Source organism: Rothia sp. HMSC067H10 (assembly GCF_001810635.1).
Taxonomy (GTDB): domain Bacteria; phylum Actinomycetota; class Actinomycetes; order Actinomycetales; family Micrococcaceae; genus Rothia; species Rothia dentocariosa.
Map to the genome: position 1 here is coordinate 1 of NZ_KV802315.1, position 23259 is coordinate 23259.

The following is a 23259-nucleotide window of genomic DNA, read 5'->3' on the forward strand; positions in this document are numbered from 1 at the left end:
AACCAGTAGTGAGCACCCATAAACAAGATTCCCCATCCTGAACAAAACCAATACAAGATTTCAGAAAATCGAATACCACCACTGCTAGGAAATAGAATCTACTAAAATAACCAAAATGTGGGTCTCAGGTGCTATATTCCTCTGAAGTGACACCTAGACCCACACGTTATTTATCCATGCTTGATGACTAACGCTTATTCTCCATATCATCGGGGCTTACCATCTGGGCTAGTATAGGTGCCCCGCCCAGAATCACGTATCCACGCCCTTGAGTTAGGGCCACTGGTGAACGGCGCGGCAAATTTGTAGAGAATAAGTCGCCATCATAATCGGTATTCGGCTGCAAGAGCATACCAGTACGCGATTTACGCAGTATTTTCGTCCAGTGGGAATACATGGTGCGCAATTCGCCTGGCTTACCTGAAGCGATCACTCGTACAAGTGGTAAATCACTCTCGAGGAGATTGGTAATAGCATTATCACTATCCTCAATCCGCTCAGCATCATCAATTAAGACTAGGACAGGAGTATTTGACATGCGGGCATCAGTAACCAAGGCAGAAATATCTTCAGCATTTGTTGCCATACGATCAAACTGACGATGCATCAATGGCGAGCGCCTGCCGCAAACCACCCAAATTTGCGGAATTTCCAAGCCGTTATCTCCATGGAAGTTCCGCTCACGGAGGTCTTTCATCGAGTCGGCAATAGCCTGAAGCAGGGTCGATTTGCCGGAACGCGGTGATCCGCCGATAAGCGCGTGTTCGCCTTCGTAGAGTTCCAAAAATATGGGTTTTAGATCATGTTCCGCGACACCCACCGGTATGGTCCAACAATCATGGTTAATAGAAGGTTGAGCACCCAACTGAGAGAGCGAAATTTGTGAAGGTAGATGCCCAATAACGTCTGGTTTGTTATTGGAACCCCAATACTGCACTACCCGCTCGACGGCTAAGTCAGTGCCAACTGCGGGGATAGCTATCTGCATTTGGCGGATAGTAGCACTATCAACACACCTACCAGGTACAGCAGCAGGAATATCAGTACCTTTAATTTTATATCCAGAATAATCATAGGGATCCGCTAGATGGAAGAGCCAGCGTTGTAATGAAATATCGTCAATAGCCGAAGGGATACCCTTCACACGGCTACTGGTGATAACAAAATGCATTCCCAAAGCTGGTCCATCAGCATAAATACGATAGAAAGCACTGAGATAGTCGGTACCAGAGTAGTCTGTAAACTCATCCCTCAGGGTGCCGAAACCATCAACAAGAATGATAAGTTTGCGGTTACCTACAGGATTAGAACGGCGCCGTTCCAACTCATTCATGAGGTGCCGCAGGAATCGTGTTTGCTTCTCCTTAGCGCCTTCACCGGGGCCTACATAGGAATTTACATGCGGTAAGTTCTGTAATGGCGCTAAAGTACCTGCCCCCATATCAAGGATGAGCATATCGAATTGATCCGGAGAAGTATTCAGACACAGCGTTAAGGCTAAGGATATAAGCGTAGTACTAGTACCGCTACCGGGTGCCCCCAAGAGAAGCAGATTACTGCGGTTTATATTCCAGCCTTGTGAGATTTGACGCTGTTCTTCGGGGATATCAGCCAAAGCACAGAACACAGTGTCCCCTTCTAACATTCCCACCAGCGGGGTGTCGTTATCTGCTGGAGCACTTTCGTCAATTCCGTACTGGGGAGCATCGAATCCGTTCAGCGGCAGGTTATCGCCGAGCGCTTCGGGCCAGACTTTGCGCGGCGGAGCATAGTGCTGCTCGTGGTTGGCTTCGACGATAGCGTCGATCAGGTTGTCAAGGTCGTTCGCATCGGTCTTCTTCGGTTTCGGCAGTGCACGCGGTGCCGAGGGAATGCCAAAAACGCTTGTCGAACGCATTTCGATGGGGTCTCGTTCGACAACGCCGCTGTACCCGGTTACCAGCGCGGTCTGAATGGGGGTGATGTCGGTTTGCCCCAATTTAATGTAGGCGCGGCCCATCTGCGAGCGCTCGATGGATGCGGCGTCCGGCACCTCAATCACGTTGGAGGAGTCTTCTTTGGACTGCACGCGCAGCGCAACACGCAGGTTGGTGTTCGCCAGGATGTCGTTGTTTACTACGCCAGCGGGCCGCTGGGTTGCCAGGATCATGTGCACGCCAAGGGTACGACCCACGGCACCGATGCTCACGAGTGAGGTAAGCACGTCGGGGAAGTCTTTGGCGAGCATGGCGAACTCGTCGATGACGAGGAGCAGGCGCGGCATGGGTTCTGGCGGGTTGGTGGCGTGGTATTCGATGATGTTGTCGACGCCTTCCCCCACGGAGGCGAAGAGCCGCTGCCGCCTCTCCATTTCGGCTTCGAGACTGATCAGCGCACGGTTTGCGAGCTGTTCATCGAGGTTACTGATGGTGCCGATGGTGTGCGGCAGCCGTTCACAGGCTTTGAATGCCGCACCGCCCTTGAAGTCGATCAGAATGAAGTTGAGGCGCGTGGGGTCGTTATGGGCCGCCAGACCGGCGACGAGGGAGCGCAGGAATTCACTCTTACCCGAACCCGTGGTACCGCCGACGAGACCGTGCGGACCGTCTTTGACGAGGTCGAGGGTGTATACGCCTTGGTCGCCAACGCCGATTTCGGTGCTGTATCCGGTGGATTTCTGCCAGGTGCTGATAATCTTTTGGGCGGTGGGTGGCGTGCCGATGCCGGTGAGTTCGGGCAGGCGCACCAGCCCGGGCAGACCCGCGCCGGGGATGATGAGTTCGGGATCGTCGAACTGCGCAAGCTGGTGGGCAGTAATTGTCGCATCCTCTAGCGATATACCACCGATAATAATGTCTTCAATAACGCGCCGTTTTTCAGGCTCAGTAAATGTTGCGGCAGCATCTTCACCGACGTCAATAACCACAGTACACGAAGCAGGAAGCTGCTCTGTAGACGAAGCGATAACAATACCCGATACTCGATGAATATTTTTTCGCTGGTTGTAGTTATTTACATGACGTCCATGCCCTAATAGTTCACGGGCAGGAGCATCACGCCCCTCGGTTAAGACTTCCGAGTCAATGAGAAGCAAAAGTTCCGGAGAAAGTAACCCATCAATGCTCTGATGCAGGTTCTTAAGCATAGCGGTAGATTGATCCCGATCACAAGAAATCCATCGGCCGCCCGTGGAAGATCCGCTCTGTCGGGTATGCGGCAGCCACGAGGTCCACGACCATTCGTCTTCTTTTCCGCGGTCGAAGAAGACGCCTAGTGTGAGGTCTGCGGGTCCGCAGTGGGCCACGGACTGCATCACGAGGCTGCGCGCTAGGGCAAGGGCACCCTCCCGATTACCTACAATTCCAATAACGCCAGCATCAGAAATATCAGCGATAATAGGAGCACCACGTAGCTTCGAGTTATCTAAGAGTTTTTTGACCTCTTTTTCTTGCTCTACAGATGAATGATCTTCTGACTCAGGTATCCACTGGTAATCTCCATATCCAATATGCAGGCTCAAGAAGTCATATGAGGAAAAACGCCGTTGCCAAAGCTCAGTACTGGGCAGATGAACACGACGCATCACACTAGCTGGATCAGGTGCTTGGTCGTGCAGCCTTACCCGTTCATATTTATAGCTGCCTTCAAGATCTTCTTTTAGTTTCTCAACTTCCTGCGCAAAACGATTTTCTTCTTCTTGCTTTTCGCGCTTAAAACGCCATTTTTGTTCTATCCACAATGCTAAAGCAGCAACCGGGCTGAGAAAAGCAAAGAAAGCAAACCGTATGTCGCCCAAAAGAGAAACCATTGCAATCGCAAACACAAGCGGACTCAGCACGGTCGCGTAGCTAAATTTAGATGGTTTTGAAACCTGTTTACGTTTGGGAAATTTAAGAGGGGTTGCAGCAGGCAACATACCTGGACGTGGTGGGCGGTTAAAGGGAGAGGTACGCACTGGGGTCAGATTTGGGAGCACGCCTGGTTTTGGGGCGGGGTTCTCCACTAATTGCGGACGTACTAATAGGACAGCTCCACCCGTGTATATCACCGATAAGTCCGTAACCTCGAAACCTTCTTCAGGAACCTTTACCCCATTTACTAAAGTTCCATTTGTGGAGCCAGCATCGGTGACTTTGACCCCTTCTTCCAAGAGTTCAAGGCGACAATGTTCCCAAGAAGCGCTGTCGGTAGGTAAGACAATATCAGCTTTGGGAGAGCGTCCTACAATCATTGGGCGTTCGTGAGGTAATGGCACTACAACACCAGAGTTAAGACCGCCAGCAAGGGTTACATTCCAACCTTGTACTGGTTGCGCTGAAGGTAACGGTTGGTGACTAATTACGCTCCCCTCAAGAAGAACTACAGCCCCTAGTTGGGTGCCGCCATATACAGGCTGAGAATCGATGTAGAGGGGGTAGTCTAGTTCAAAATAAGGTCCTCCGGCAGCAAGAATGAGACTACTCAGCGTGGTGTTCTCCTGCCACGAATCGAGTTCGATACTTTTCTGAAAAGATTCGAGGGATATTTGGATTCGCATACTGTTCCTTTGACGATCTCACAGCCCTGTACAAGACGGCATCTTATATTCTTTATTTGGAATATATACTAGTCAATTGCTATTCATTGTAGGTTTCCATTCGAGTTCCACGCTCTGCAAACCAGACGATGCGCGGTTCCTGATCGTTGCTCGGCTCGGGCCGCAGCCCCAGACTCTGCTCCGTAGCATGGAGTGTCTGCACGGGCGCAGTCGTTGGGTTTTCATGAGTGAAATCGAGCGCGTCGCCCGCAATCGCCTGAGCGGCATCGAGCCTCATGCTTTCCAGCACGCGAGTGACCGCCTCCGGCTTGCGTTCGTGCACCTTATCGATCGCATAGGCGAACGCCAGCACCGCGTTGTGGGAGCGCGCATCTGCATAGGGAGCGGCGGATTTGAAGGCTTGGTCATCCTGCAGGGTCATGTAGGATGAATCCTGACCCATAACACGCACCGCTTCGAGGAAGGCGGCGAGCCCCCGCCCGGGGTCATCGGACTGCAAAGCCAAAGAGTCTGACATGTTGTACCCGACGGTCGTCAGGTTTGCCGAGACCGTGCCACCCTCAGCCACAAGGGTTCGCGCGAAAATGGGCGATACGGCTTGCGGGCTCAAAAGAATCTGAGCCGTCACCCCAGCGTATTGCAGCTCTTTGACGATTTTAGCTTGACGAATTGCCGAGCCCGAAACGAAGATATTCGCCGAAGCCCCGTAGCTCTGGGACTCTTTCTTGACGTCTTGTGCAAGCTCGCGCACATCGGTATCGCGGTCGTACGCATGTTTGGCGGCAACCTGTGGAATCTTCACCTCAGTATCCTTGGGAGCTATCACGATGCTCTGGGTACTCGGCTGCGAAGCCTGCATATACGCCTGCGAAAGCTGCTCGGGGGTGGGCGCCAGGCTCCAGACTCCGCGCCCGGTATCTACGCTGTCGTAGACCTCAATCACCGGGATGCTGCTCTCACGTGCCGCACTCGTCGCACCCTTAATATGCTCACCCGAGGAAGAAATAATAATCCCCTGAACGCCCTCAGATTTGAGTTTTTCGACGGCATCACGAGCCCCGTCGGAAGTTCCCTTATCGTTAGCGACCGTCAGCTGAACGGGGGTTTTGCCAAGATCCAGACGATGCGCGGCCACCGCAGCACCCTGGGCAGGGAGCACCCATTCGGAGCCTTCCGCATCCTCGCCGTAGGTCATAATAATCCCGATCTTGGCGTCGCGATTATTGTTGTTCGGCAGCGTAATTTCCTGCGGAACAACGGGGGCTATCGCCTCGGTATCGCCGGGTGCGCGCAGGGGCCGAATATCCGGTCGCAGCAGATGAGCTGCCACCACGATAACCAACAACAAGACCCCCAGAAGGGCACCCCAGCCAATGATGGTCAGGGGTACCCTTCGGGAGGTTTGTTCTTCCTCAAGCTGAGGCTCTGGGGTCACGCTACATGTCCCCAATGTGGAAGGTGTAAACCACCTTCACTTCGGCCTTACCACCGTCAGGCAGGTGGAAGGAGGGCAGTGACTTGAGCTTCTCCAAGGACGCCTTGAACTGTGCCTGCCGCAGCTGCACGGCCGCAATATCCTCGGCACGAACGCTGGTGTAACCCTGCGCGTTCTGTGAGGCAAGCGCCAGCTGGAAGTCGGCGGCACCAGCTTTCGCGGCGTTCGTCTTCAACGCGCCCAGCAGACCCGAACCATCGACTCGGCTATCGCCCAGGTCAAGGATAACCTTGTTGAGGTCGTCGGCAAGAAGCACGGATGCACCCGCCAGGTCGCGGCTGGCGTTTCCGGTGCGCGCATCCAGCTGCTCCAGGGAGCTCTGGGTGACCCCATCCAGGGATGCCTTGAGGTTCTCAACCTTACCGGCAATGTCACGGCGCTGCGCCTCCAGAGAGTTACCGGCATCACGCACGATTACATTCGAAGCTTCCGCCAGACCGTAGATTGAGCTGGTGAAGGAATTCTGAATGGAATCGGCACCTGCCGAACCCTGAGCCGATACCTGGCGGATCTCCTGCGAAATCAGGTTGTTGATGTTCTTGCTGGTTTCGTCAGCAGAGTCCTTGAACGCATTCTTGAGGGCTTCCGAAAGTTCGGAGTGCTGGCTGGAAAGTTCATCCAGGTTCTTACCCAATTCATCGGATGCGCTAGTCAGCGACTTGAGCTTTTCATCCAGGGAGTTCGGGTCGTTCTGGCGATCATCACGATCACGGTTCTGGTCGTCACCTTCGCCCGCATACGCCTTCTCAACCGAGCTGAGCGCGGAGTCCAGGGAGTTCACCTGGTCGGAGAATCCCTTTGCGTTCTGCGCCAGAGGGGTGGTCGGGTTCTGCAGATCGGTTTCCTTGATAACCTCGTCCCAAGCGCGTGCCTGGTTGTTCAGGCGCTCGTCCATAGCCTGCCCGTAACCTTCGGGTGCCTGGAGCTTGTCGGCAGCAAATCGGTGTGCCGCCGGGACTACGGGGGTGCCGCCCTGGTTAGCGTTGTTCCCGTTTTGGTTATTGTTCGGGGTGTTCTGGTTCTGACCGTTTTGATCGTTTTGACCGTTCTGGCCATTCTCAGTCGGGTCGTTCTGCGGGGTTACCTGCGCACCGCCCTGGCCATTCTGATCGTTCTGACCATTCTGGTTGTTATTGGGGGTGTTCTGGTTATTATCCTGATGACCCTGGTTCTGGTCGTTCTGGTTACCGTTGTTCCCGTTTTGGTTATTGTTCGGGGTGTTCTGATCGCCTTGGTTCTGGTTATTCTGATCGCGCTGCGGGGTTCTCGGGGTCTCACCGCAAGGCGTAGAAGTCAGGTAAGAACGCAGACGGTCTACTTCCTCTTGCGAGAGCTTGCCGCCGTTTTCTACCGAAAGCTTGCAGAGTTCGTTAGCGATATCTTCGTTCTGCTGGTCTATAGAGTTCGAGTTTCCGCTCACGTCGTTGCGCGCCGCCACGGCCTTGCTGTGCAGGCTGTTGAGCGCCTTAGTGAGCTCATCCGAGGTTTTCTTGAGCTCATCTACCGACCGGCGGCTAGACTTGAGCGATTCCGTGACGTCACCGTTCTGCTGGTGGTCTCGAATGGCTTTCTTGCCTTCATCACTCTGCAGGTACTTCGTCAGGTTGTCTACCTCGCCGCGCAGGGCACGGTAGCTCTTGTTGGCACCCTTGAGGTACTCAGGCTGCAGCTCGTTCACAAGCTTCTCACCATTAGCGACGAGGCCAATCAGGCTTGCCTGCGAGGTGACCGAAGCACCGTACAGGGAGCAGGTGACCGAAGAACCATCACGGCAGACCTCAGGGCTGGGGTTATCCGGCCCGATGGTCTGGCGCAGAGAGTCCGTGAGGGCATGCTGGCAGTCGCCACTGGCATCGGCATAGTTGTTGAGAATCTGGGAAAGCTGCACGAGGTTGCCGTATACGCTCGATCCGCCTCCGGCTGCACCGCGATCGACGGTGCATGACCCGTTTTGATGCGAAACCGAGACATTCGGAACCTGCGAGGTATCACCCAGCAGGGTATCCATCGTGTTCACGGTGCTTTCCAGCTGGCTGATGAGCTGGTTCTTGTTACCGTCGGCAGTCTTGGCAAGGTCATCCTTGAGGGACTGAATTTGCCCGTCAAGCTCCGCCATACGCTTGGTCAGGCTCTCGCTGTTAGCCTGCAGGTTTTTCGCGGCATCCTGACCCAGGGTGTCCGAGGTGTTGTCCAGGCTAGAGCGCAGTTCGTTCACCTGCGAGCTGGCGCTGGTAATCGTCGAATCGACATTGTTCACCAAGTCGATAGTGCGCTGAAGCATCGCAACCTGGTTGGCGTCGTTCTTATTGAAGCTGTTGTTGAGCACGCTCTCACCCGAAAGATCAGAGGCGAACCCCGGCTGAACCGCGATATCGAAATCGGGTGCCTTGAAGTCCTGCGCATTCACCTTCAGCGTGAACGATGTGCTTGCCCCGGAGGTCGGAGGTGCCAGGATCGCGCCCCACTGCACGTTCGCTTTGCCGTCCCCGGTCGTGCTGATCACGCCGTTGGTTGCGCTGTCGTCCGTCTTATCGCCAGAGGTAATGATCTGGTTGGATTTCACGTTATCGAGCGAAACCGACCCAGCCACCGTAAACGGAACACCGACGAGCGCCTGGTTGGTGCGCTTGGTGCCGCCCGCATCGTAACTTACCTCTTGGGACTTGAGCGTAAGGTTTTCGACGGTGACCTTAATAGTCAGCTCGCCGGAGTACCCGTTCAGGTCTTTCAGGTTTGTACCGGTGCCTTTGGAGCTCTGGTACTGGGTGCTGACGCGCACCGGGACGTCGTTAATAACGTCTTTGACCTTGAAGTTGATGGTCTTGCTGGAGCTCTTGTGCTCTTGTTCATTGACATAGATATTGTTGGTGTCAATAGCAGAAACGTTACCGTTGCTCGCAAGTTTAAGATTCACGTTCTGCAGCACGTGCGTGGGGTTTTGCACCTGCTGTTCGCTCTGCTGGGTCGTCTGCCCGGGCGAGGTAGGATCACTATTCTGCTGGTCTGACGAGGAGCATGCCGCAAGGAGCAAACTGCCAATGACCCCGATGGTTAAAGGCACCCGCACACAGCGGCTCTTCCACGTTAGCCGTGATTCTGACGCGTCGAAGCGTGTAGACATATGGCACTCCGGAAGGTGGCTGATTTTATGGACAGTAATGTTGCATCGTATGTGTGTGGCGTTGAGTAAACCGTTCGAGGCAACTTAAAGGTATTCTACCGCGCCATGAGTAGAATGTGCGGGAAATATGCCAATCTTAACGCTCTGTCGCACGATCAACAGATGTTCAATTACCGTGATGTAATACTGAAAGCGTTACTTTGCAGATTTGTGAAGTTACCCACCTGAACGTTGAGCTTGCACTGGGGAGCAACCGATAGGGCCGTCACATTTTTCTGATCCGCTGAAATCGACAGGTGACCGGAGCATCCGTCTGTGAAGGCGATATCGCCCGTGTCCGGCGCCAGCGAGGTAATGGCCTGGGAGGGGGTGCCGGTCTGCGGCAGCTTCATGAGCGGGTTCAGGTCATCCTTGCCGCTGGGCCACACCGGCAGCAGGGTAACCGGTACCGCCGATTGGTTAACCACGCGGTTGGGCACCTGCACCTCAATCTTCTGGATGCGCTGAATGGGGTATGAAGCCGATTTCACGTCCGGGTCGCTAATGGCGGTCTGGGTCTTCTTGGTGATCTCCCCCAGCCATTTTTCGAGGCTCTTCTGATCGGGAATATCGATATCGACCTTGGCGCTCATGGTTACAGCTGAATTCGCCGGAATCTTAAGGTTACTCACATTCCAGGCGCATTTCGTGTCCAGACCGGTAATGGCGGCCTGATTTTTGCGGATCTCTTCGGCCTCACTCGCCTGGTTCCACGTGGTTTGCGGGCAGGAATCGGTGCTCAGCCCGGGAATGACCTGCAGAATATCGCCGTGCAGCCCGGATTTTTGCGTCGAGTACTCAAATTTCACGGTCGCCGTATGAGAAGACGGGTCATAGTCGGCCTCCAGGCGGGTGCCTAAGCCGCTCGGCAGGGGCGAATTCGTGCCTGAGGATGCGGTCCAATGCTCTTTTGGCCCCTCTTGCTTCTTCTCACCGGAACTGTTAATAAAGACGAAAACGCACGCGCAGATAAGCGCCAAAATACCTAATATCGACCCCCATACGAGCGGGCGTTTGAGCTGTGAGGCAACCGTTCTCGGCTGCTCATTCTCAAATTCTTCGTCGATTTCTTCCTCTTCGACAACCGGCGCCTCGGTCACCGGGCGGATAATCGTCTGATGCGAGGCTTCACCCAGTTCGGGTACTTGGGTGCTGTAGTTATCCGACGCGGCTTGAGCGGGTGCCTGCTCGCCGCCGCGAATAACCGTGCGCTGACGACCACCGGTGCTCTGATTTTCTGAGGCACGTTCCTCATACTCGAACCGGTCAGCATCCTGATATTTCTTGCGCAGAGCCCGAACCTGCGCCACAGCCTGTGCGGCCTGCGGGCGGTTCTTGGGCGATAGGCTCATAAGATTCTCAAGGACGGTGCGCACATCCTCGGGAAGGTGATCGCTGATCTGAACGGCAGAATCCGCATCCACCAGCGGAACGGCGCCGACCAGAAGCTCGTGCAGCATAACACCGGCGGAATAAATATCGGCTGAGGAATCCGAGCTTCCATAGGCTTTACGCTCGGGCGACATGTAGGCGGGCGTACCGTAAAAACCCTGGCTCTCCGTCTGCCCCATGAGCGTGGCGATACCGAAGTCGGCAACCCGCACCTGCTCCACGAGGGCATCGCCGTAATGCCCCGATAAAAGCACATTATCGGGCTTAATATCTAGGTGCAGAACCCCGGAACGATGCGCGTATTCCAGCGCCAAAAGCACGCGCTCGACAATGCCGAAAGCCTCGCCGGGCAGCAGATTCTTCTGCTTCTGCAAAAACTCGCGCACGCTTCCGCCATGCTGGTATTCCATGACGATCGCCAGGTTGTCACCCTCGACCACCATGTCTTCGATTGGCACGATGTACTGGTGGTGCAGCTGCGAGAGCACGGTGCGTTCGCGCACGAACCGCTCAAGAAATTCGCTGTCTTTGTGGTACTCGGGCTTGAGGAATTTAGCAGCATACAGCGCCCATGAGCCTTTACGTGAGACCGCCCAGACGGTGCCGACTGTGCCGGAACCTACCGCACGTATGAGCGTGAAGGCGGATCCTAGCGGCGCTCCTTCGCGCATGCCGGTTATTGCATCGTCCACGGTTGCTCCTCACGCTCTAGTGCTCGGGTAGGTCTCACGGCTATACCTAGTGTAACCGGCGCATCCGCAAGATTCAGCCTTTTGCTCACGGTCAGCGGGGATTTTAAGAAGGTATAAGACGGGCAGCGCTCTTGGTGCTCTACCCGCCAAAACCCCTGCTCAACACGCTCTTAAACGGTTATAACCTCACCGTTTTCGCAAAAACGGTGAGGTCATAAGGCGTGATGCATGTTCGGTGTCTTACACCGCGGCTACTTTTGCCGACGACGGATCACCAAAACGGCACCAGTGCCCAGAAGCGCAACGCCCGCGATTACCACGGGAATCACGGCAAATCCGGTATGCGCCAGCGCATTCGAGCCCGCAGATGCACCGCCTGCAGACCCCTGAACCACGCCGGATGCGCCCGAACCTGAACCGCCCGATACGCCGTTCCCTGACGATCCGGTGACCGTGCCGTTCTCTGTAGTTGTACCAGCCTGGGTACCCGCCCTCTGAGCTGTTCCCGGGTTCGCCGCTTGCTCAGAACCTTGCGGGTTCGTGCCCTCTGTACCGTTCTGCGGGGCTGCCGAGGCATCCTGCGGTTCGGTCGGGTTGTGCGGATGCGCCGCATCCGCCGAGGCATCCGGAACGCGCACGGCACCCTGAGGGGTACCCACCCGTGCCGAAGAGTCTTGCCCGGTCTTCTGCCCGGAGGATGAACCGCCGTTTGCGCCCTTGCCCGGTTCTGGCGCTGCGGTAAAGGAGCATGCGTTGCTTGCCTCATTCCCGACGGCGACGGCAAGATGCTGGACTTTACTTGTGATCTCAGTACCGTCTTTGAGTTTTGCGGTGTACTGAACGTCAAACATGTAATGCCCAGGCTCGGTAAACACCCAGTTGGCGTGCGCGTGGGTTGCGTAGTCAATCGATATACTATGTTGATTTTTGGTCGAATCCAGCAGAACCTCGGGGCCGGTCAGCGACTCGGTGAAGACACCGAACCGCGCGCCCTTCGGCATGCTGCGGGGCACAACGTGCAGGGTTACGCCGCCGTCGAGCCTACTGTAGTCCACATCCTGGGTGCTGTACCCGGGCCAAGGCAGCCCGCGCATCTGGGTTTGCGGAAGCCCATAAAACGCGGTTCCGACCGGTCCAATAAAGTCGAGTTTGGGCGAGTTCATGTGCTCGTTGCGGCTGCGGCGGGCACGATCACTAACGGTCCACACCACGGTATCCAGCGGGCGCACCACCGAGTCCGCATCTATGAGTCCGCTATCGTCTTTGAGCCCCAGTTCCAGCCGGTTATCACGCAGTTGTGCTTGAAGGTCCAGGTGCCCGTCACCGATTTTATAGCGGCCGTCGATCTTCCCCGCCTCGCAGGTTGGCATGGGGGCGGGCGCCTTCGGTGCGGGGTTTTGCGTGTTTTGTGCATCCCCATCTCGTGAGGGAGTCGGGCTTGCGCTCGGCTGCTCGGGAGCCGCCGGGGCGGGGGATGCACTGGGCGGCGCATCGTTGGGGTCGGGACCGCTCGGGTCAGCGGAGGGGCTTGGCTGGGGCTCCGGGGTGTGCGAGTCGCCCGGCTGGGGGTTTGCGGCGGGCGCATCCGCACCCAGTGTTCCCGTGGCGCTGTAATCGCCGCCGCGCTGATAATTCTGGGTGAGCTTCACCTGTGAAGTGCGGGCATTCATATCGGGATGCGGCAGCACTTTCACGATAAGCTCGCTGTTCTCAAAGTAGCTGTCTTCCCGGTAGGTGAAGCGCGCTACCCCGTTGTCGATCGTGGTTTCTATATCGAATTTGGGGTATTCGTAGTCGTTGGGGGCGTAGAATCCGCCCCGGATAAACCCGCGAACGTTAGGGTCGGCGAAGGTTACCTCAAGCGTGCGGTACCCTTCCTGCGTGGAGGGCACGGTGCGTACGGTGTAGTCGCCGCTGGCGGGGGTGTATTGAGCGGTAGGAAGCACAGTATTGCGCCCATCGGGCTCTTCAACGGGCCAGTCTCCAGTGCCGTCGTCGCTGTATACGCTCTCGGCGTGCCCGGGTTCATAGGCGAGCTTATGCGAAATCCAGCGCACGCCCTCGTTCCCGCTTGGGGTGAAGACAGCCTGCAGATGCGAGGATTCGCCGCCCATCATCTCGCTCCAGGTGGCGGTGCCGTTCTTTACCTCAAGGTCGGTGAGGAAGTACCCGTTGTTGTACAGGGTCAACGTTCCACTAAGGTTTTTATCGGCTGCGGTGAAGGTGATGTCGCTGAGTTTATCGTCGGCATCCTTGTTCTTCGCAGGGTCGGGATCGAGCTTATGGGGTGCCACGGAAAGCACGTATTTGGCTAAGTCCAGGTTCCCGACGGGTGCAGCATTATAGCGGTCAATGGTCGGTACCGCGTTCGGGGTTCCGTCACCGAGAACGGGTTTACGCCCGCCCACCTGCCACACAAGTTTTTGCGGCGGGGATTGAATGATTGATCCGTCCGTGCCGCGCGCTACCGTGCGATAGGTCACCACATAACGCCCGGGTCGTGTGAAGGTTGTGGTGTTATGCGTGTGGCTTCCTTTGCTGAGCAGCCAGGAGTGCCACCCGGTACTCGTGCTCGAAAGGATGCGGTTCACATCCGCAGGACCTTCATCGGGATTGTAGCGAAAAAGCTCCATGCGGCCGGGGCCTTCAACCGAGAGAATATCGGTCGCATAAATGCCGTCACGGAAGTTTTCAGTAGGGATTTTGACGGATGAACCCAGCCCTGCCCAGATGGGATCGTGATTACCCCAGGTCAGGGTGGGCGCCATGTAGAGGGTCTGCCCAGGTTCGCCTAGAAAACGCAGATTGGGTGAATCGGTGAGGGTCAAAGTGTATTGGGATGCACCGTTGCGGCCATCCCATCCCTTCCCTACCCAGTTGACGGTCTTATCGAGGTCATAAAGATCGGCACCGGTCTTATATGGATTTGCTTCGTTTTTGAGTGCGAAAACGCCGTTTTCCCAGTAGGTTTTCGGGGCATCAACATGGCCCTGAGTAGTAATAATGCGCCCGTCGTCGGGTCCCGCATGCGCGGGGAGCATAGGCGATGCGCCAGCGAGAGCCAGCAGAGCTACTGCGGAAATACGAGCAAGGGATGCACTCAGCGCACGACGATGTGTGTATTTCGTGTACATGACAACCTTTCTCATTTTGCATACACATCCTATCACTAATTGAGAATAATTGTCATAATCAAAATAGATATGTATAGTGATTCTCATAATCACACGCGCCGATGCGTCGTGAACTCACACACCACACCGTCGTTGGAGGAAAACTATGCGCAGATCCGCCCCGCAAACCCCGCCGCGAGAACAACGCAACCGCAAAACATTTACCATCATCGGAACCACCGCCCTGGGATGCACACTAGCTCTCTCCCCCGCGCTGCCCGCATTCAACACGGCACCGGCGGCGCTCGCACACGAAGAACATGGCGCAGGTGCAGCACAGGCAGAACCGCGCAGTTACACCGGGAATTACATCGTGCGCGGCGTGCACACCGAACTGCTCAACGCAGAGCTTCACAACGGAAAACTCGCCCTAAACTCCAAGGCCGAAACGCAGGATGGTGAAGGCCTTTTCAACCCCTCCACCACTGTTTTCAACCTACCCGCCAACGATCAGTCCCAAACCCGTGTAGCCGCCGGATATGATTTCATTGCCCCCGAAGGCACCCCCATCTGGTACATCTCGCAGAAGCATACTGATGGGCTTCTCTACCCCGGCTTTAGTGCCGAAAACATTCCGCAGGGCGCTCTGAAAAACAATAAGATCACGGTTGAACTCGTCAAAAGCGAGGTTCCCGAAGGTGCACGCGCCGAGGTCTTTCAGGAGGACCTGTCCGGGGCATCGCGCATGTTCAGCACGGCGGATCGGCTAGCGCCCTACGAGCTTGAGGCGGGTTCTCATGTACATGCCGCATGGGCGTTTACCGCCGCCGGAACCTACCGGTTCACCTTCCGCACGAGCGCCGAGCTCGCGGACGGCACGCAGGTTCACGCTGAGGCGACCTACACCGTTGTGGTGGGCGAAGTTCCGCAGGATATTTTCGAGCAGGGGCATCGGGCACAAAACCCGCAGGACTCCGCCGAATCAGCTGCCGCTCCGCCGCAGCATGAGGAGGGCGGTGAGCAGGCGCATCGGGATGCCGCCCCGAATGAGCGCTCATCAGAGGGAGATCACGGCGCGGGTAATTCCCACGCGCAGCATCAGGTGATCGAGCCCGCGCATCAAGATTCGTCGAGTGTGGAAGCCGCCCCGGCTCAGCCTGAATCTTCAGCGGATGCGGCGCCCAACCCCCAGATTGCAACGGGTGATGCCCCCGCGCCCGATGCGCCCGCCCCGGCACCGCAACAAGCCGGTCAGAATGCAGGTGCACCGAACCACACGGTTAACGGGTCAAATGCCCAGAATGTTACCGCGCCGACCGTCCGGGGTACGGGTTCTGGCGGTTCAGGGGCTTCGGGCAATACCGCGCCGTCTTCGGGTTCTCGCGGCGGGTCTTATCCCGGAACCGAATCCGAGAAGTGCATTCCGACCGAGGTTGTCGTTAAGGATTCCGTGCAGTCACGAAGCACCCAAAGCCCGGCGAATATTCCCGGCACTCTGCCGATGGTAACGACTGCGGATCATGCCGCGGCGGATCGCGCTACCGAGGGGCATTTTGACGTTGGTCCGGTCTTGAACGGTTCCACGCTGAGTTCTGCCGTCAAAGATGATCGGTTCAGCCCACCTAAACATGTGTCACCCGGCTCTTTAGAGTTCGTCCTCGGCGATGCTGCGAAGCTGAAATTCCCGGCGGGCATGGAAGATATTGCCCCCGCGGGAAGTACCGTGCACATGATTGGTGCTACCCAGCAGGCGGGCGTGCCGTGGCTGGGGTGGAGTACCCAGGATCCCGAACTTCTCAAACAGGCCGATGGACCGGTCACCATGAGCTTGAAGGGATTCGACGGCCCCGGCTCAATGTCGGTGTTCCTTTCGGGCAATTTCGGTTCCGCCGGTCAGAAAGTCTTCGATTCCCGCGGCGGCTCATTTCAGGTTCCACTGAATACGCACCAACACAGCAACTGGGTGTTTACCGCTGAGGGTCGCTACCGGGTGACGATCGGTTGGCAGGTGCATCTGAAGAACGGGCAGACCGTCGAGAGCACATCGACCCTGAACTTTACGGTGGGCAATGCCGATAATCCGGCAAACCCCGAGCCCGCGCATCATGAGAAGAACGTGCCTGAGAACGCCGAAAACTCGACCACTCATAAACCTGCCGAACAGCAATCCCAGCGGGGTGCTGTGGATGCGGCAAGCGGTATTGTCACGAAGCCGGACGGCACGAAGGTACGCATTGTCGGCAAGACCGCCTCGGGCAAGGACTGCGCCCTCACCAACCAGGAGCTAAAGGATGCGCAGCAGGCCGCTGCCGCCGGGAAGCTCGCCAACACCGGGGCCGGGTTTAATCCGTTTATGGTCAGCACCTCCGTGCTTGCCGTCGCGCTGGGAGGCATGATCGTATACACTGTGCGCCGCCGCAAACGTCATGAGCTCTAGAGGTTCACGCCGTCAGTCTTGCACACCGCAGCGCTCACTCGAAGTTCCGCTCAGCCGCCGCGCTTTCCTGGGTTTTCTGCCTGTCTGCGCGGCATTAAGCGCCTGCACCGCACAGAATACGTCCTCAGGTTTTGATGCCGACGGACGTCTTCAGGTGGTGGCGACAACCCCGATTTTGGCGGATGTGGCGCGTGCTGTTGGCGGCGAGCGTGCTCGGGTACACGCTCTTATTCCCAATGGCGCAGACCCGCATTCCTATGAGCCGAGCCTGCGGGATGTGCGCGATGTCGCCTACGCGCGGCTGGCGTTCACCAACGGTCTATTGCTGGAACAGCGCAAAATGGCGGCGATGGTGAGTTCTAACCTGCCGCAGGGTTCGGCGCAGGTTGCGGTTGCCGAAAGGATTGAGCAGTACGGCGGCAAGCTTGAACCCGTGGTGGAGGATGCCTCGCTGGATTCTATCTGGTTGGGGCTGCGCGTTGAGGGCACCGAGCCTGCGGGCGCATCCGCCAGCCATTCCGCTGAGTCGCCCTCAGATTCGGATGCTTCGGTCGCGTTTTCGGTTACCCGTGTGAAAGGGCCCGGGCAGGTTGCGGCGTTTATTACGCAGACCTTCGGCGCGGTCGAGATGATGTGCGATTCTCAGGCGCGCGGCACGCAGGAATCCGCTCAGGATGGTGTGAGGGTGCGTACCGGCGATATGGGGTCGCTGGAGCTTCCGCTGCAGGCGCATACGCATCTTTCGTGGGCTTTTGCGGATGCTGGTGTGTACGAACTTGATGTTCTGGCAACGCCCCGCAACGCGCCCGAGGGGGTGCACCAGGCGCAGGGAACACTGCATGTCGTGGTGGGTGAAGACCCTGCCGAGGCCGCCTCTCGTCTGGGTGCAAATACGACCATTTTAGCCTCTGGACATGCGGATATAGCCGTTCAGGCATATACGGGGCGGCTTGTGATTCGCGCCGATAGCGGCGGGAAAGTCACCGAACACGACCTGGCTCGCACGATCATTGCGGTTCCTTCGCGCACTCTGCAGGAGGTTCCTGCGGGCGGCCAATACGGGTTCTTGAGGGGGTCTTCGCGCGAGCATCGGGGGCAGGTGTATTTGCTGGCGCAGGCGGTGCTCGGCAAACATGTGCACGGCGAGATAGACCCGCATATATGGCATTCGGTGCCAAATATGAAGGCGGCCGCGCAGGTCATGCGTGATGCTCTCGCCGAGACTGACCCACCCGGAACCAGCCTGTACACGGCGAATACCGAGCGTGTTATGCGCGAGCTTGATGAGCTGGACTGGGAGATTCGCGGCATCTATGCATCTTTGCCCGAAGCCTCGAAAAACCTGATTACCACCCATGACGGGTACCGCTATCTGGCAAGTACTTATGGGCTGAGCGTGGCGGGGTTTGTGACGCCGGTGGCGGGCAGTGAGCCAAGCATCCAACAGCGGCAGCGGCTGCAGCGCACTATCAGGGATTTGCGTGTACCGGCTATATTCCTCGATCGGAATACTCGCACGCAAAGCCCAGTTTTGCGCGAGGTCGCCCATGAAAACGGGGTTCAGGTGGGTACCTTATATTCCGATTCGCTCGATGATGAGGCACCCCACTATGCGGATATGATGCGCGCCAACGCACATACTATCCAGCGAGCGGTTGGGCGGTGAAGTCGTATTCTCGTCCATAGCCACATATGCATATACATCCATCAACGTTGAGGAAGAAGACATCCATGAAATATTCTATTTTTGGAATAAAAACTAGTCAGAAGGTTATTTCATTCGCTTTATGCACAGCTCTCACAGCCTCTATAGCCAATCCGGCATATGCCGATCACACGCCCGCGCCGGGTGCATCGTCAAGCACGGCAGCCACAAGCGATAACCTCAGCAAAGAGCAGAAGGCTCTGCAGCAGACGCTCTCGCCCGAGCAACCCGTGGGCACGGGACGCACCGAAATTTCGAGCGGGCATGTTGATATGGGTCCACGTTTTACAGACGGTAAGTTTCAGCTCATGATCCATGACGATCATGCCGCTACACCCATCTGGCGCAGCGTGGATGATGTGCTGTACCGCGGCTCCGATGCGGCACGTCGCCAGGTTCCTGACGATGACCGTTATTCGTTTGTGGGTGCGCAGCCCGGCGAGCAGGTGTATGTGATTCCGCAGACCGAAACGAAGGGGGTTGTCTGGCCTGGCTGGACCACTCAGGACCCGGGGCTTGTGCAGAAAACCCCGCGCGGGGTCACCCTCACCCTAGAGCAGGTTCAGGGGCCGGGGCAGTTCACGCTGTACCTGGAGAACGGGAACTTCTCGAAGCCGCAGGTTTTGTGGGATTCGTCCAAGCACGAGCCGCAGGATATATGGGTTGAGAAGAACACGCATACCCACGCCAATTGGGTGTTTACCAAGCCCGGTGCCTATCTGCTGAAGGTAACGGCCCGTGCGGAGCTTGCGGATGGTTCGGTTGTTTCCGATACCCGCTATATGAAGTTCGCCATCGGGGATTCGGTGACTGCGGACGAGGTGTACACTTTGGCGCAGCAGACCGCAGATCAGGCACCGGCGGGCGAATCGGAGGGCGCGCACTCTGCGGCTGCTTCCGATAGTCCGGGAGCCTCATCCGGCGGGTTCCCTGTCCTGCCGGTGGTGCTCGGCGCTGGGGCTGTGGTGGTGCTTGCCGCAGCAGGGCTCTTCATAATGCGCCGTAATAAGACCGCGCAGGCGCAGGCCGAGCGCATCATGACGAGCGGAAAGGGCGCGCGGGATGAGTAAAGGTACCACCGTGCTAGGCTCCAAAAACGACCCCGCGCCATGGAGTGAAAATCCGACGCTGAGCATCCAGAACCTCTATGCGGGGTACGGGCGGCGGGCGGTGCTGCGAGACTTTTCACTCACCCTGAACCCCGGCGAATTTGTGGGCCTTCTCGGGGCGAACGGTGCCGGAAAAACCACGCTGTTACGTGCCATTATGGGGCTGCTGCATCCTGCTTCGGGGAGTATTCGGGTGCTGGGCAGTACTGCACGCACTGCGCGGGCGCGCATCGGCTATGTGCCGCAGAAGCACCAGTTTCAGTGGGATTTCCCGACCACCGTCAAGGATGCGGTCATGACCGGGCGAACCCGCGAGATCGGCTGGTTTCGTCGCCCTAAAACTGCGGATTGGGTCAAGGTTTTTCACGCCCTGGAACGCACGGATTTAATGCCGCTGAAGAACCGTCCCATTGGCGAGCTTTCCGGCGGGCAGCGGCAGCGGGTGCTTCTGGCGCGTGCTCTCGCGGTTGAACCGGCGCTTTTGCTTCTTGACGAGCCCTTCACGGGGGTGGATGCGCCCACCCAGTCCGCGCTCACTAAGCTGTACCGGCAGCTGGCGGGCGAGGGCGTGACGATTCTGATGTCTACCCACGATATTGTGGCGGCGCAGGAGTCTTGTTCGCGACTGTGCGGGGTGCGCGGTTCCTTGAGTTTGGACGGCAAAGCCGAGGATTTTTCGCCGCAGCAGCTTTACGCCTGGGTGCACGGGCGCGAACTTGAGGGCGAGGGAGAAAGCACAGGCAAAGGTGGAAACGCGGGCACAAACCCATCGCCCGAGATACTTGTACCGGGCGCAGGCGGCGACTCGACCGGCGGCACCCGGCAGGGGCATCCTGCCGGTCATCGTGTAAACCCGCAGGAGGCAGCGGCATGATTACTCCCCTCGATTTTCTGTTTGACCTTTTTAATCCTTCCCTAGCTTTTCTGCCGCGCGCCCTGGCCGCAGTGACGCTGGCTTCTTTGGTGACGGGTGTGGTGGGGTGCCATGTGATGATGCGCGGCATGGTTTTTATTGGCGATGCGGTTGCCCACTCGGTGTTTCCCGGCTTGGCGGTTGCGTTCGTTATCGGCGGCAACCTGGTGTTCGGGGGCTTGATCGCGGGCGTCATTACGGCGGTTTTGGTGGCTATTTTTAGCCAGAGCCAGAAGCTGCGAGAGGATTCGGTGATTGGTATTTTCTTTGCCGGTTCGTTCGCGTTGGGTATTGTGATTATTTCTCTGGCGCCGGGGTATTCGGGGTCGATTCAGGATTTCTTGTTCGGTTCGATTGTGGGGGTTTCAGGCAGCGATATCGTCCAGGCTGCGGCTATGTCCGCCGGGATTCTGCTGCTTCTGTGGCTGTTTCATCGGCAGCTGGTGACGGTGAGCCTGGACCGTGAGAGTGCTCGCGCGCTGGGCTTGCCGGTGCTGTGGCTGGATATTTTGCTGTATGTGCTCGTGACGGTTTCCGTGGTGATTTCTTTGCAGACGCTCGGGAATGTGCTGGTGCTTGCGCTCATTGTGGTTCCGGCCAGCGCATCGCGGCTTACCTGCCGCCGTTTAGGCACCATGATGCTGTTCTCACCGGTTTTCGGCGTGCTGTGTTCGACGGCGGGGCTGTACTTCTCGTGGACGTTTAACCTGCCGACTGGCGGCACGATTGTGCTGACGATGGTCGCCGCTTTCGTGCTGGTGTGGGCGTTTACCTGGATGCGCTCGCGCGTGAAGCTTCGCCTGCGCGCATCATAATTACCGGGGTTTCTTAGGCCGGCTTTCTTAGGAATGTCGCCCGGTAGCCAGCGGGGTTATGTAGACAGCAGAGTTATTTTGGCGCGCGGAACGCATCATACTATCCGTCATACTATTTTTTTGAGGATGATCATAGTATGACGGCGTATGACCGTATTCCTGCGCTATCTCAAGGAACTAGCCCACCAAAAATACCGTCATACGCGTGGCATCATCCTCAAAAATAGTATGATGCGCGCCCCTTTTGCTGCACCATGGCCACCGCTACCGTGGGATGCGGTATGTGCGGTTCTTGCTGCGCGGCGGTGCGGTTGCCTCAACACTACCTCTGGACACCAGTTCGTTCAGGTCTTTCGTGAGGGTCGGCCGTGCCACGCGCACGCCCTGCTTCTCTAACCCTTCCAACAGTTCTAGGATAGAGAGTTCATGACCGCGCAATAGGCTCAAAATCAGCTCATTTCGCCCCTGAGAAGCACGCGATACAGGCATGGAGGGTGTTTCAGGTACGGTAGGCACATCCGGCCCAGCTACCTCACGTGGTGCATCAAGGCTCTCCTCACGCGGGGTATTGTAGACTGTCGCCTCGACTATTCGTGGACTATCCACGAACCTCGGTTTTTCCAGCCCGGCACTGTGTAAAGAGTTGAAAATTGTTGGAATTCCCGAGCCGCGGTTCTCCGCAACCCTATGCCCAGTACTTGGCATGGGCAGATCCATCAAGATACCCGCTAGGGCTGAATTCCTGGAGGATGAGACGCCTAATTCACCAAAATCAGCCAGGTTTACCGGACCGTATATTCCTCCAGGGCTACGCACCACCAACCGGTCAGGATACATCTCTACCTGCACCTGTGTCCCTCGGGCACCTGGCGAATAATCACGATGCATGAGCGCGTTGACGAGCAATTCACGTACTACTTCAAGGGGGTATTCCAAGCTTTCCCTGCGGTGTCCGGTTGGACCGTCCATCACGGCACCTTTACGCATATTTTTGATAATAACTGCCGTAGCATCATCAATCATGTCGGGTATCGCGCCGGTGCAGAACTCATTATCCAGAAAACGTACACCATCAACCTGCTCGCCCATGCGCCCAGTCGGAAGCACCACCACTGATACCGCCAATTGCCGAAAAAATGCCTGCGGGTAATCTCCGAGGGTAAGAAGTCCCGCCAGCGTCAACACATACTGCCCGTCTGCATCTTTGCGCAGCACACGGGTTTTCTTCAAAGCATCCTCGGCAGAGGCATTGGCGAAGACTCGCGGCTGAATCTCACGCAAATAGTTGACGTACCGTTCCACGAGTCGGGGTGAGAGGTTTTCAAAAGACGTACCTGGCACCAGCTCTTCGTCATAGGTGGGTTGGGGGCGGTTCTCTAGAATCCGGTCAATTTCGTAGTCGCGGAGCTTATATTCACCATCACCGCGGCGAGTATAAGACCCGTTATACCGTCCGGCGTCCTTAACGTAGTACGGTTTCAGATGCGGCTCACCCTCCGCAATATCGGCACGTACAATACGATACCCGTTCTCTAGGGGTATGATTTCTACACTTCCAGTCGCCGCCGGTTCAATATGATGTGCCATTAAATCGGTCATAGCATCACGCATATTTTCAGGTTTAAAACCATCAACCGGCAGTAACCCTTCGGCAGGGTCACTCAGTCCCAGTAGCACCGTACCGCCCGAATCATTGCAGAAGGCACTCACTGTAGGCCGCAAAGATTTTGGCAGTCCTTTTGCGGCGGATTTCACCTCAATCTGCGAGGTTTCTGCTGAGTTTTCACGCAACAGCCGAACTATTTCTGCTGTATCTATATTGCTGGTAGCGCTGCTCATGCTATCTTCATCATACGCCGTCATACTACTATCATACTATTTTTTGAGGATGATCATAGTATGACGGCGTATG

General features: G+C 56.8%; 11 protein-coding genes. 5 read left to right on the forward strand and 6 right to left on the reverse strand.

The features are described from left to right. Positions 1 to 187 precede the first annotated feature (187 nt). The 5 genes from HMPREF2756_RS06745 to HMPREF2756_RS06765 form a co-directional block, all read right to left on the reverse strand. Positions 188 to 4516, reverse strand: coding sequence for an FtsK/SpoIIIE domain-containing protein (locus tag HMPREF2756_RS06745; protein ID WP_070619643.1), 4329 nt, complete (start codon positions 4514 to 4516; stop codon positions 188 to 190). Between the two features lie 79 nt (positions 4517 to 4595). Continuing rightward, positions 4596 to 5951, reverse strand: a complete 1356-nt coding sequence (locus HMPREF2756_RS06750) for an ABC transporter substrate-binding protein (RefSeq protein WP_070619647.1) — start codon at positions 5949 to 5951, stop codon at positions 4596 to 4598. 1 nt (position 5952) lies between these two features. Continuing rightward, the gene (locus tag HMPREF2756_RS06755; protein ID WP_070619650.1) at positions 5953 to 9132 is read right to left on the reverse strand and encodes a 1,4-beta-xylanase; all 3180 of its coding nucleotides are present in this window, start codon (positions 9130 to 9132) and stop codon (positions 5953 to 5955) included. A gap of 170 nt (positions 9133 to 9302) precedes the next feature. Then, positions 9303 to 11255, reverse strand: a complete 1953-nt coding sequence (locus HMPREF2756_RS06760) for a serine/threonine-protein kinase (RefSeq protein WP_013398237.1) — start codon at positions 11253 to 11255, stop codon at positions 9303 to 9305. Between the two features lie 251 nt (positions 11256 to 11506). After that, positions 11507 to 14389 carry a choice-of-anchor M domain-containing protein gene (locus HMPREF2756_RS06765; protein ID WP_246825875.1) on the reverse strand — a complete coding sequence of 961 codons (2883 nt, stop codon included), beginning with the start codon at positions 14387 to 14389 and terminating at the stop codon, positions 11507 to 11509. A 145-nt stretch (positions 14390 to 14534) separates the two neighbouring features. Here HMPREF2756_RS06765 and HMPREF2756_RS06770 point away from each other — a divergent pair, with 145 nt between their 5' ends. The 5 genes from HMPREF2756_RS06770 to HMPREF2756_RS06790 all read left to right on the forward strand — a co-directional run bounded on the left by HMPREF2756_RS06770 (position 14535) and on the right by HMPREF2756_RS06790 (position 21347). After that, a complete protein-coding gene (locus tag HMPREF2756_RS06770) occupies positions 14535 to 16805 on the forward strand; it encodes a TIGR03773 family transporter-associated surface protein (protein ID WP_070619656.1) in 2271 nt (756 codons plus the stop codon). After that, positions 16795 to 18471: an anchored repeat ABC transporter, substrate-binding protein gene (locus tag HMPREF2756_RS06775; RefSeq protein ID WP_070619659.1), complete on the forward strand. Its 1677-nt coding sequence runs from the start codon at positions 16795 to 16797 to the stop codon at positions 18469 to 18471. Before HMPREF2756_RS06770 ends, HMPREF2756_RS06775 begins: the two co-directional genes overlap by 11 nt. 65 nt (positions 18472 to 18536) lie before the next feature. Next, complete coding sequence (locus tag HMPREF2756_RS06780) at positions 18537 to 19580, forward strand: choice-of-anchor M domain-containing protein (RefSeq protein ID WP_083301687.1); 1044 nt, start codon at positions 18537 to 18539, stop codon at positions 19578 to 19580. Beyond that, complete coding sequence (locus HMPREF2756_RS06785) at positions 19573 to 20493, forward strand: anchored repeat-type ABC transporter ATP-binding subunit (protein ID WP_070619662.1); 921 nt, start codon at positions 19573 to 19575, stop codon at positions 20491 to 20493. The genes HMPREF2756_RS06780 and HMPREF2756_RS06785 overlap by 8 nt, the downstream gene beginning before the upstream one ends. Next, a complete protein-coding gene (locus HMPREF2756_RS06790; protein ID WP_070619665.1) occupies positions 20490 to 21347 on the forward strand; it encodes an anchored repeat-type ABC transporter permease subunit in 858 nt (285 codons plus the stop codon). Before HMPREF2756_RS06785 ends, HMPREF2756_RS06790 begins: the two co-directional genes overlap by 4 nt. 264 nt (positions 21348 to 21611) lie before the next feature. Here the strand turns inward: HMPREF2756_RS06790 and HMPREF2756_RS06795 are convergent, their stop codons facing one another. Further along, positions 21612 to 23186 carry an ATP-binding protein gene (locus HMPREF2756_RS06795; RefSeq protein WP_083301692.1) on the reverse strand — a complete coding sequence of 525 codons (1575 nt, stop codon included), beginning with the start codon at positions 23184 to 23186 and terminating at the stop codon, positions 21612 to 21614. Positions 23187 to 23259: the final 73 nt, after the last annotated feature.